We start from the raw sequence: 11,713 nt of genomic DNA, 5'->3' as shown, positions 1-11,713 counted from the left end.
ATGGATTGCATTGAGCTCAATGAGGTTACTCATATCACCGAAGACGCCCAAAAACAGCCTGAACGCGGACAACATCCATCCCAAGATCGGCTATCGCCTGCAAGCCTGGGGCAACGCCATCGAGAAGCGGCGCAAGGACATCCGCGCAACCACGCCGCGATCTACCGGCACCAGCAGCGGCGCTGGCGCCTGGCGCCGGCCTTCGACGTCGTACCCAACCCGGTCGAGACGCCCGCGACCTTGTCGATGGGCATCGACGTCGCGGACAAGCGCATCTCCCGCGGTCGCCTGTGTGCCAATCCGCGCCGCTTCGGCTTCGATGCGCAGCAGGAGATCGGGCAGGCGCTGGATGATTTCCTGGCCGCGATGCGGGCCGGCCTGGCCGACTACGAACGGCTGCTGCCCACGGCGTTCAGGGCGATGACGCTGCAGCGGATCACGGTCTGGCTCGGCTCGCTGGGGAAGTAGCCTGCCACCTGGCCCATGCCGCCTCATACGCCACCCGACCCCGGCAATTCCCCAGCCCCCTCCCCGTAGCCGACCTAGCTCCCGCGCCGCCCGGCGATCGCTAGAGTTCGTTCTGCAGCCGGCCACCGCCTTTCCCCGCGAGGTGCCGCCGGCGCGGCCACGGTCCGCCGGTCCGTGCAGCCGCCAACGGACCAGGAGAGCCATCATGAGAAACGATTTCCCCGTCACCAACATCGAGACGGTCGTACCCGAAGGGGTGTTCATCTACTCGCGCACGGATCTGCGCGGCGTGATCGTCGAGGCCAACGAGGCCTTCGCCGAGATCAGCGGCTACCGCCAGGACGAGATGGTCGGCCAGCCGCACAACCTGGTCCGCCATCCCGACATGCCGCAGGAGGCCTTCGCCGACCTGTGGCGCACGCTCAAGGCCGGCCGGCCCTGGCGCGGCCTGGTCAAGAACCGGCGCCGCGACGGCGGCTTCTACTGGGTGATCGCCAATGCCTCGCCGGTACGCGAGGACGGTCGGGTGGTCGGCTACCAGTCGATCCGCGGCCGGCCCACGCGCGAGCAGATCGCCACGGCCTCGGCCGCCTATGCGCGCATCCGCGGGGCGACCGCAGCATCCGCATCGAGCAGGGCCGGGTGGTGGCCAACCGGCCGGCCTGGCTGGCGGCGCTGACCGGGCTGCGCGGGCAGCTCGGCCTGATCGGCGGCTTCATGCTGCTGAGCAATCTGTTCTGGGCGGCCAGCCATGCCGGCCTGGTCGCGCCCGGGCTGGCCGGCTGGCCTTTGCTGGCGCTGGGCCTGGCGCTGGCGATCTACCTGCTGGCCTGGTTCCTGCCGCGGCTGCAGGCCGATCTGCAGACCATCGCCGGCTTCTTCGGCGAGGTGCTGTCGACCGGCAAGCTGACCACCCGCGTCCGCATGGAGCGGGCGGACCTGGTCGGCGACATCGGCCGCATGGCCTCGTCCTTCGTCTCTTCGGTACAGGCTACGGTGCAGGCGGTCGACGATGCGCTGGCCCACGTCCGCGAGGCGGCCGGCGACGTCGGCGAGGGCGTGCGCGGCATCGAGCAGTCGGCCCAGGTGCAGAACACCGCGACTTCGTCGGCCGCCGCCACGGTCGAGCAGCTGACGGTGTCGATCCACGAGGTGGCGACCAACGCGGTCGAGACCCAGGCGGTGGCCGGCCAGACCCGCGCGGCGGCCAGCGAGGGCGAACAGCTGTCGATCCGCGCCAGCGAGGGCATCCTGCTGCTGGCCGAGACGGTGAAGTCGGCCGCCGGCCAGGTCGAGGACCTGGGCAGGAGCTCGGCCGAGATCGGCCGCATCGCCGGCGTGATCAAGGAGATCGCCGACCAGACCAACCTGCTGGCGCTGAACGCGGCGATCGAGGCCGCGCGGGCCGGCGAACAGGGCCGCGGCTTCGCGGTGGTGGCCGACGAAGTGCGCAAGCTGGCCGAGCGCACCCGTGCGGCGACCGGCGAGATCGATGCGCTGATCCTGACCATCCAGGGCGACTCGGAACGTGCGGTCGGCGGCATGCACGCCGGCGCGGCCCAGGTCGGCGCCAGCGTCGAGCTGGTGCAGGCGGCGCGCGACGCGCTGCTGCGCATCAACCAGCACATGCAGGGCACGGCGGCCATGGTGACCGACATCTCGCATTCGGCCGGCGAGCAGGGCCGCGCCATGTCGGAGCTGGCGCGCAGCGTCGAGCGGGTGGCGTCGATGACCGAACAGAACGTGGTGACGGTGGAGCAGGCCATGGGCCGGGTCGGCACGCTCGAGAACATGCTCGAACGGATGCGCCGGTCGGTGCGGCAGTACCAGGTTTGACGCCGGGCGGGCGGCGGCCAGGTAATGGCCGGCCGCCTCGTTGCGCTGGAAGGTGGTGCAAATCCATCTGCTGGGCGGTGTCGTGGCGACCCGAAAATCGACGGTCTGCTTAAGTCGATTCTCGATCAGGCGTTGAGACTTGCCTCTTTATAAATGCACTAGCCGTCGAGCAATCTCAACCCTTCTCCCGCGCGCGGGCGGCAGTCCAAGTTGCCCGGTCTTGGAAGAAGGTGGCCCGGAGGGCCGGATGAGGGCTGTGGTTTGATGAACCAGCCCTCACCCTACGCCGGGCGCCCCTCCCCGTTTCTGCATGGCAGAAACGGGTGCCTCTCCCGCGCACGGGAGAGGGGCTAATTGGCACTAGGCGCGCTTAGGAAATTAAGTATGTAAGTCCCATATTTTCCCGCTCGGTATTCAATTGATCGATAAAACCGATCAAGCGACCGGTCAATCGAACCGGGTCGTGAAATCCGTAAAATCCTGTCCGGAATCAGGTTGAAAATTCCCGTTTGTCATGTCGGCCAGGCCGCGTACTGCTCGTCACCACCCGCCTGTAACCCGCGCCCCGCCTCGCTCCTGGCGTTCTGCATGGACGCAACAGATGCTGCAATGCGTCAGTCATGCGCATTGCTTTGCCATAGCGCTTCTGTATAGTCCGCCTTACTTATTTTTGCGCTAAGCAAATAAGAAAAAATATATAAAAATGGACGGAGGAACGGTTGCACAGGAATCGGTCCGGGGCGTTGGCGAAGGCCCCGATCGGCATGGTTGCCGCGCGCAGTCCCGTATCGCGGGATGGGCTCGCAAGACCTGCCGGCCATGGATCGGTTTCGAGAACGCGACCGGACTGCAACACCGTCCTGCTCGGCAGGCGCGCCGCGATCACCGGTGTCGGCGCGCTGGTGTCTTCACGAGAGGCATGGATAGGATGGGCAGCAGCATGACGTACGACCATACCGCGACCGACGAGCTGTTCGAGGTCGTGATCAACGCAGAACTCCAATATTCGATCTGGCAGGTGGGCAAGGCCATTCCCGATGGCTGGTCCGCCGTTGGCATGCAAGGTGCCAAACAGGCCTGCCTCGAATACATCGACGCCCACTGGACCGACATGCGGCCGCGCTCCCTGCGCGAGCAGATGTCCGACCTCATCGGGCATCGATCCATCCGCGACTAGCCAGGCACTGCGCGCGTCGCCCGAACGGGCGAGGGCGCGGCCTTGCCGGCTGGCCGGGTTTCCCGTTCCGCCGTAGCGCCGTTTTCCGTCCCGGGAGACGCGCCCGGCGGCGTCCCGTCCCGTTTCCGCTCGGCCCGGCCCCGGCATGGCCTCGCCCGTCCGCGGCATGCCTGCGCGCAGTCCTCAGTCCGTCCGGCCGTCGCCCCTGGGCGCGGCCGGGCCATCCGATCGAAACAGGTCTCTCGCCGTCGAGGTGCAGCAAGTGTCGAATCATTCCGTGGCCGTGGATACGGCAAACCCGTCCGTTCCCTGTATCCATGCGCTGTTCGAGGCGCACGCGGCCGCCCGCCCGGCGGCGCCGGCGGTGCTGCAGGATGGTACTGCGCTGAGCTACGCCGAGCTGAACGCGCGCGCCAACCGGCTCGCCCATCACCTGCGGGCCCAGGGCGTCGGGCCCGAGACCCTGGTCGCGCTGTGCCTGGAGCGCTCGGCCGATCTGCTGGTCGCGCTGCTGGCGGTGTGGAAGGCCGGCGGCGCCTATCTGCCGCTCGATCCGGCCTACCCGCCGGCGCGGCTGGCCTACATGCTCGGCGACGCCAGGCCGGCGCTGGCGCTCGGCCACGAGCCGACACGGGCCGTGCTGGCCGCCGCCTGCGCAGGGTTGGAGACGCCGCCGTCGCTGCTCGACCTGGCCGCCGACGCCGCCCGCTGGGCCGATCTGCCGACCGCCGACCCGGGCCATGCGGGGCTGAAACCCGACCAGCTGGCCTACGTGATCTACACCTCCGGCTCCACCGGCGCGCCCAAGGGCGTGATGGTCGAGCACGGCGGCGTGCTGAACATGGCGCGCGCCCAGGCCCAGACCTTCGGCATCGGACCGGACGGCCGGGTACTGCAGTTCGCCTCCTTCAGCTTCGACGCCTCGGCCTTCGAGACCGTACTGGCGCTGGCCCACGGCGCCGCGCTGCAGCTGGCGCCGCGCGGCCAGCGGCTGGCCGGCGAGGCGTTGCTGCAATTGCTGCGGCAGGACGGCATCACCCACGCCACGCTGCCGCCGGCCGTGCTGGCGGCGCTGCCGCCGGACGCCGAGCTGCCGGCCACGCCGGTGCTGATCCTGGCCGGCGAGGCGCTGCCGCCGGGCCTGGCCCGGCGCTGGGGCCAGGGCCGCCGGCTGTTCAACGCCTACGGTCCGACCGAGGCCACGGTGTGGGCCAGCGTCCACCTGTGCGATCCCGCGTCCGAGGCGGCCAGCGTGCCGATCGGTCGCGCCATCGCCGGCGCCGGCCTCTACCTGCTGGACGAGGTCGGCGAACCGGTCGCGCCGGGCGAGATCGGCGAGATCCATATCGGCGGCGCCGGCGTGGCGCGCGGCTACCTGGGCCGGCCCGAGCTGACCGCCGAGCGCTTCGTCGCGCGCGGCAGCGAACGGCTGTACAGGACCGGCGACCTCGGCCGCCTGCTGCCCGACGGCAACCTGGAATACCTCGGCCGCGACGATTTCCAGGTCAAGCTGCGCGGCTTCCGCATCGAGCTGGGCGAGATCGAGGCGCAACTCGTGCGCTGCCCCGGCGTGCGCGAGGCGGTGGTGCTGGCGTATGAGCCGGTGCCGGGCGACAAGCGCCTGGTCGCCTACTACCTGGCCGACGAGGAGGCGGCGCCCGCCGCCGCGGCGCTGCGCCTGCAACTGGCTGCCGCGCTGCCGGCCCACATGCTGCCGGCCGCCTACGTGCGCATGCCGTCCTGGCCGCTGACGCCGAACGGCAAGCTCGACCGCCAGGCGCTGCCGGCGCCGGCGCAGCGGCCCGAGCACACGCCCTACGTCGCGCCGCGCAACGGCACCGAGCAGGCGCTGGCCGAGATCTGGGCCGAGGTGCTGCACGTCGAGCCGGTCGGCGTCGACGACGATTTCCTGGCGCTGGGCGGCCATTCGCTCAGCGCGGTGCGGCTGGCGACGCGGGTGCGCGAGCGCTTCGGCCGCCAGCTGCCGCTCAATGCGCTGTTCGGCGCCCGCACCGTGGCCGGGCTGGCCGGCCTGCTGGCCGAGGCGGCGGCGGACGAGGGCGGCGAAAGCCTGTGCGTCGAGGCCGACAGCGTGCAGACCGGCCCGATCCCGCTGAGCTACCAGCAGGGCGCGATCTGGCTGCTCGAGGCGCTGTCGCCCGGCACGCTGGCCTACAACGCCCAGAGCGTGATCCGCATCCGCGGCCGCATCGACCCGGCCTTGCTGCAGCAGGCGCTCGACGCCGTGGTGGCCCGCCACGAGATCTTCCGCACCACCTTCCACGACGCCGCCGGCGCGCCGTGCCAGCAGATCCACCCGCATGCGCGCGCCGCGCTCGAGCGGGTCGACCTGAGCGACATGGCCGGTTCCGAGGCGCAGGCCGCGGCGCTGGCGCGGGTGGTCGAGCAGACGGTCCGCCGGCCCTTCGTGCTGGCGACGCTGCCGCTGGTGCGCTGGGCGCTGGTGCAGCTGGGTCGCGACGAACATGCGCTGGTCCACGTCGAGCACCACTTCGTCCACGACGGCTGGAGCGCCAACCTGTTCCTGCAGGAGCTGCTGGCGCTGTACGGCTATTACAGCGGGGCCCAGGCCGCGCCGCCGCCGGCGCCGCCGGCCCAGTACCGCCACTACGCGCGCTGGCAGCGCGGCCCGGTGGCCGAGTCGCGCTACCGCCAGCAACTGGCCTACTGGAAGCGCAAGCTGGCCGGCGTGCCGATGGTGCTGCCGCTGGCGACCGACTTCCCGCGGCCGGCCATGCCGTCCTACCGCGGCCGCCAGCTGCGGCTGGAGTTCCCGGCCGAGCTCAACGCCGGCATCCGCGCGCTGTGCCAGGCCGAGGGCGTCACGCCGTTCACCGTGCTGCTGGCGGCCTTCCAGATCCTGCTGTGCCGCTACTGCGCCAGCGAGGACCTGCTGATCGGCTCGACCGTGGCCAACCGCAAGTCGCGCGAGGCCGAGCGCATGCTCGGCATGTTCGTCAACAGCGTGGTGATCCGCAGCGACGTGGCCGGCGACCCGACCTTCCGCGAGCTGCTGGCGCGCGTGCGCGGCACGGTGATGGATGCCTACGACCACGCCGAGGTGCCGTTCGAGCGGGTGGTGCGCGAGCTGCAGCCGAGCCGCTCGATCTCGCACAACCCGCTGTTCCAGGTCGGCTTCAGCTTCCACAGCTCCGACGTGCCGGCGCTGGCCGGCCCGGGTTTCTCGATGTCGCTGTTCGAGGCCTACAGCAACCAGACCTGCAAGTTCGACTTCGAGATCGTGCTGATCCCGCGCGGCAGCGACAACGCCGACACCATCACGCTGCTGTGGAACTACGCGACCGACCTGTTCAGCGCCGACACCATGGCGCGCATGCGCGACAACTACCTGCGCCTGCTGGCCGACTGCCTGGCGCGGCCGGGCGTGGCGATCGGCCGGCTCGAATCGCTGGCCGAGGGGAGCGGCAGCAGTTGCTGGTCGATTGGAACCGGGCCGAGGATTTCGCTGCTGCGCAGACCTTGCCGCAGTTGTTCGCGGCGCAAGTCGCGGCTGCGCCCGAGGCGGTCGCGCTGGTGCATGAAGGCGACTCGCTGAGCTATGGCGAACTGGATCGCCGTGCCAATCGATTGGCGCATCACCTGCGCGCGCAGGGTGTGGGGCCGGACGTGCTGGTGGCGATCTGCGCCGAGCGTTCGCTGGAGATGGTGGTCGGCCTCTTGGCCGTGCTGAAGGCCGGCGGCGCCTACGTGCCGCTCGATCCGGCCTATCCGGCCGAGCGGCTGGCCTACATGCTGGCGGACAGCCGTCCGCTGGCCGTGCTGAGCCATGGGCCGGCGCGCGCGGCTTTGGGCGTCGCGCTGGCCGACCTGCCGGCGAAGCCGCCGGTGTTCGATCTCGACGCCGACTGGCGCCATTTCCCCGACCATGCGCCCGAGATCGGCGACCTCGCGCCGCATCACCTCGCCTACGTGATCTACACCTCGGGCTCGACCGGCCAGCCCAAGGGCGTGATGGTCGAGCAGCGCAATGTCGCTCGGCTGTTCAGTGCGACCGAGCGCTGGTTCGGCTTTGGCGCGAACGACGTGTGGACGCTGTTCCACTCGTTCGCCTTCGATTTCTCGGTGTGGGAGATCTGGGGCGCGCTGCTGCACGGCGGCAAGCTGGTGATCGTGCCGCGCGCGACCAGCCGCGATCCGGAAGCGTTCTACGGCCTGCTGTGCGAGCAGCGCGTGACGGTGCTGAACCAGACGCCGAGCGCATTCCGCAGCCTGGTGGCGGCGCAGGCGGGCAGTGATGCACGTCATGCCTTGCGTACCGTGATCTTCGGCGGCGAAGCGCTGGACACGGCCCAACTGAAGCCCTGGTATCGCGACGGCCGCAATGCAGCGACCCAACTGGTCAACATGTACGGCATCACCGAAACCACGGTGCATGTCACTTACCGGCCGCTCAGCGAAGCGGATTGCGACAAGGCCGGCAGCCCGATCGGCGAGCGCATCGGCGATCTGCGGCTCTACCTGCTCGACGCGCACGGTGCGCCGGTGCCGATCGGCGTGGCCGGCGAATTGCACGTCGGCGGCGCCGGCGTGGCGCGCGGCTACCTGAACCGGCCCGAGCTGACGGCCGAACGCTTCGTCGCCAGTCCCTTCGTCGCCGGCGATCGTCTCTACAAGACCGGCGACCTCGGCCGCTACCGCGCCGACGGCAGCCTCGAATACCTCGGCCGCAACGACTTCCAGGTGAAGATCCGCGGCTTCCGCATCGAGCTCGGCGAGATCGAGAGCGTGCTGCAGCAGCAGCCCGGCGTGCGCGAGGCGGTGGTGCTGGCCCGGCCCGATGCGGCCGGCGAGCAGCGTTTGGTTGCTTATTACACGGCGGTCGCCGAGCCGGCTGGCGCCGACGTGCTGCGGCGGCAACTGGCTGCCGTCCTGCCTGAACACATGGTGCCGGCCGCCTACGTCGCGGTCGCGCACTGGCCGCTGACGGCCAACGGCAAGCTCGACCGCAAGGCGCTGCCCGAGCCCGACGGCCAGGCCTTCGGCGAACGGCGCTACGCCGCGCCGGAAGGGCCGGTCGAAACCGCGCTGGCGGCGATCTGGGCCGAGGTGCTGGGACTGGAGCGGATCGGCCGGCACGACCACTTCTTCGAACTCGGCGGCCATTCGCTGCTGGCCTTGCGCGTGCTGGAGCGGATGCGGCGGCAGGGGCTGCATGCCGACGTGCGGGTGCTGTTCGGCACGCCAACCTTGGCGGCATTGGCAGCGGCAGTTGGCAATGAGTCAAGCCAGGACATCGTCCCGCCGAACCTGATCGAACCGGGCTGCGAGCGCATCACGCCGGAACTGCTGCCGCTGGTCGCGCTGAGCCAGGACGAGATCGACCGCATCGTCGCCGGCGTGCCCGGCGGCGCGGCCAACGTGCAGGACATCTACCCGCTGGCGCCTTTGCAGGAAGGCATCCTGTTCCACCACCTGATGGCCAAGGAGCACGACCCCTATCTGCTGGCCAGCCTGATCCGCTTCCGCGACCGTAGCCGCCTGGATGCCTACCTCGAAGCCCTCGAGGCGGTGATTGCCCGCCACGACATCCTGCGCACGGCCTTCGCCTGGGAAGGTCTGGGCGAGCCGGTGCAGGTGGTCTGGCGCCAGGCGCCGCTGCTGGTCGACGAGTGCGAACTCGACCCGACCCAAGGCGATGCCGGCACGCAACTGCGTCAAAAAGCCGAACGCCGTTTGCCGCTGCAACAGGCGCCGCTGATGCGCCTGCTGCTGGCCCGCGATCCGCACACCGGCCAGTGGCTGGCGCTCAAGCAGTTCCACCACATCATCGACGACAACACCTCGCTCAAGCACCTGAACGCGGAGATCCGCGTCCACCTGGCCGGCGGCGCCGACCAGCTGCCGCCGGCGCTGCCGTTCCGCGACTACGTGGCGCAGACCCGCCGCGGCGCGGCGCGGGCCGAGCACGAAGCGTTCTTCCGCAAGATGCTCGGCGGCATCGATGCGCCGACCGCGCCGTTCGGCCTGCTGGACGTGCGCGGCGACGGCCACCGCATGCAGCAGGTACGGCAGGCGGTCGACGCCGCGCTGTCGCAACGGCTGCGCGCGCAGGCACAGGCGCTCGGCGTCAGCGCCGCCAGCCTGTTCCACGTCGCCTGGGGCCAGGTGCTGGCGCGCACCACCGGCCGCAGCGCCGTGGTGTTCGGCACCGTGCTGTTCGGCCGCATGCAGGGCGGGGAGGGCAGCGACCGCATCCTCGGGCCGTTCATCAACACGTTGCCGCTGCGCGTCGATCTCGGCGAGACCGGCGCGGCGGCCTGCGTGCGGCAGACCCACCAGGCGCTGACCGAGCTGATCCGCCACGAGCACGCCTCGCTGGCGCTGGCGCAGCGCTGCAGCGCGGTGGCGCCGCCGGCACCCTTGTTCACTTCGCTGCTCAACTACCGCCACGGCGCCACGCTGGCCGAAGCCGCGGCCGTCGCGGATGCCGCCGGCCTCGACGGCATCGAGCACCTGCACACCGACGAACGCACCAACTACCCGCTGACGCTGTCGATCGACGACCTGCGCGACGATTTCCGCCTGACCGTGCAGGTCTGCGGCGAAGTCGACGCGGCGCGCGTCTGCGGCATGCTGCAGCACGCGCTGGCCAGCCTCGCCGACGCGCTCGAGCAGGCGCCGGTGCGCGCGCTGGGCCGGCTCGACGTACTGCCCGACGAGGAACGCCGGCGCCTGCTGGTCGAATGGAACGGCCCGGCGGCCGACTACCCGCGCGACCGCTGCCTGCACCAGCTGTTCGAGGACCAGGCCGCGCGCCATCCGGCCGCCGTCGCCGTGGCCTGCGAAGACGCGCAGCTGAGCTACGGCGAGCTGAACGCCCGCGCCAACCGGCTGGCCCGCCACCTGCAGGCGCAGGGCGTGGGCCGGACCGGCGGGTGGCGATCTGCGCCGAGCGTTCGCTGGAAATGGTGGTGGCGCTGCTGGCGGTGCTGAAGGCCGGCGGCGCCTATGTGCCGCTCGACCCGGACTACCCGGCCGAGCGGCTGGCCCACATGCTGCGCGACAGCGCGCCGGCGGCGGTGCTGAGCCACGGCCCGGCGCGCGCAGCGCTGGCGGCGGCGCTGGCCGAGCTTCCCGCTGCGCCGCCGGCGATCGACCTCGACGCCGACGCGGCCGCCTGGGCCGACCGGCCGGCCGGCGACCTCGCCGCCGCGGCGCAAGCCTCCGACCTGGCCTACGTGATCTACACCTCCGGCTCCACCGGCCTGCCCAAGGGCGCGATGAACGAGCACCGCGCGGTGGTCAACCGCCTGATGTGGATGCAGGACGAGTACCGCCTCGGCCGCGACGACGCGGTACTGCAGAAGACGCCGTTCAGCTTCGACGTCTCGGTGTGGGAATTCTTCTGGCCGCTGCTGGCCGGCGCGCGGCTGGTCATGGCGCGGCCCGGCGGCCACAAGGATCCGGCCTACCTGGCGCGGACTATCGCCGAGCGGCGCATCACCACGCTGCACTTCGTGCCCTCGATGCTCGAGGTCTTCCTGCAGCACCCCGACGCGGCGCAATGCACCAGTCTGCGCCACGTCGTCTGCAGCGGCGAGGCGCTGCCGGCCGCACTGGCGGCCCAGGCGCGCGCCGCGCTGCCGGAGGCCGGCCTGCACAACCTGTACGGCCCGACCGAGGCCGCGGTCGACGTCACCGCCTGGACCTGCCCGCGCGACGGCGTGCCCCCGGTCGTGCCGATCGGCCGGCCGATCGCCAACACCGCCATCTACATCCTCGACGCGCTGCAGCAGCCGGTGCCGCAGGGCGTGGCCGGCGAGATCCACATCGGCGGCGTCCAGGTCGGCCGCGGCTACCTGAACCGGCCCGAACTGACGGCCGAGCGCTTCCCGGCCGACCCGTTCTCGGCCGATCCGCGCGCCCGCATGTACCGCACCGGCGACCTCGGCCGCTGGCTGGCCGACGGCCAGATCGAGTACCTCGGCCGCAACGACTTCCAGGTCAAGCTGCGCGGCTTCCGCATCGAACTCGGCGAGATCGAGGCGCGGCTGGCGGCCTGCCCCGGCGTGCAGTCGGCGGTGGTGCTGGCGCGCGAGGACCAGGCCGGCAATCCGCGGCTGGTCGGCTATTTCGTCGCCGCCGGCGACGCGCCGGCCGACGAGGCGCTGCGCAAATGGCTCGGCGCGGCGCTGCCCGACTACATGGTGCCGGCCGCCTTCGTGCCGCTGGCGCGCTGGCCGCTGACGC

General features: G+C 71.1%; 5 protein-coding genes and 1 pseudogene. All 6 read left to right on the top strand.

The features are described 5' to 3' along the window. On the top strand, positions 1–468 hold the full coding sequence (locus H9L41_RS14450; protein WP_084299672.1) for a HipA domain-containing protein: 468 nt from the start codon (positions 1–3) through the stop codon (positions 466–468). Between the two features lie 205 nt (positions 469–673). Next, complete coding sequence (locus tag H9L41_RS24925) at positions 674–1,147, top strand: PAS domain-containing protein (RefSeq protein ID WP_265583790.1); 474 nt, start codon at positions 674–676, stop codon at positions 1,145–1,147. Beyond that, positions 1,111–2,304 carry a methyl-accepting chemotaxis protein gene (locus H9L41_RS25785; RefSeq protein WP_308419515.1) on the top strand — a complete coding sequence of 398 codons (1,194 nt, stop codon included), beginning with the start codon at positions 1,111–1,113 and terminating at the stop codon, positions 2,302–2,304. Before H9L41_RS24925 ends, H9L41_RS25785 begins: the two co-directional genes overlap by 37 nt. A gap of 940 nt (positions 2,305–3,244) precedes the next feature. Then, positions 3,245–3,481: an MbtH family protein gene (locus H9L41_RS14440; protein WP_028444422.1), complete on the top strand. Its 237-nt coding sequence runs from the start codon at positions 3,245–3,247 to the stop codon at positions 3,479–3,481. A gap of 262 nt (positions 3,482–3,743) precedes the next feature. Beyond that, complete coding sequence (locus H9L41_RS24915) at positions 3,744–7,058, top strand: non-ribosomal peptide synthetase (protein WP_265583789.1); 3,315 nt, start codon at positions 3,744–3,746, stop codon at positions 7,056–7,058. Next, positions 7,037–11,707: pseudogene (locus tag H9L41_RS14430) on the top strand (amino acid adenylation domain-containing protein); the annotation flags it as partial. The gene H9L41_RS24915 and the pseudogene H9L41_RS14430, both read left to right, overlap by 22 nt. Positions 11,708–11,713: the final 6 nt, after the last annotated feature.

Source organism: Chitinimonas koreensis (assembly GCF_014353015.1).
Classification (GTDB): Bacteria; Pseudomonadota; Gammaproteobacteria; order Burkholderiales; family Chitinimonadaceae; genus Chitinimonas; species Chitinimonas koreensis.
Note: the sequence above shows the minus strand (reverse complement) of the source record. Positions and strands in the feature narration are given on the sequence as shown.

Coding starts and splice junctions, on each gene's coding strand:
- H9L41_RS14450 (WP_084299672.1), top strand. CDS start 1: ATGGATTGCATTGAGCTCAATGAGGTTACTCATATCACCGAAGACGCC.
- H9L41_RS24925 (WP_265583790.1), top strand. CDS start 674: ATGAGAAACGATTTCCCCGTCACCAACATCGAGACGGTCGTACCCGAA.
- H9L41_RS14440 (WP_028444422.1), top strand. CDS start 3,245: ATGACGTACGACCATACCGCGACCGACGAGCTGTTCGAGGTCGTGATC.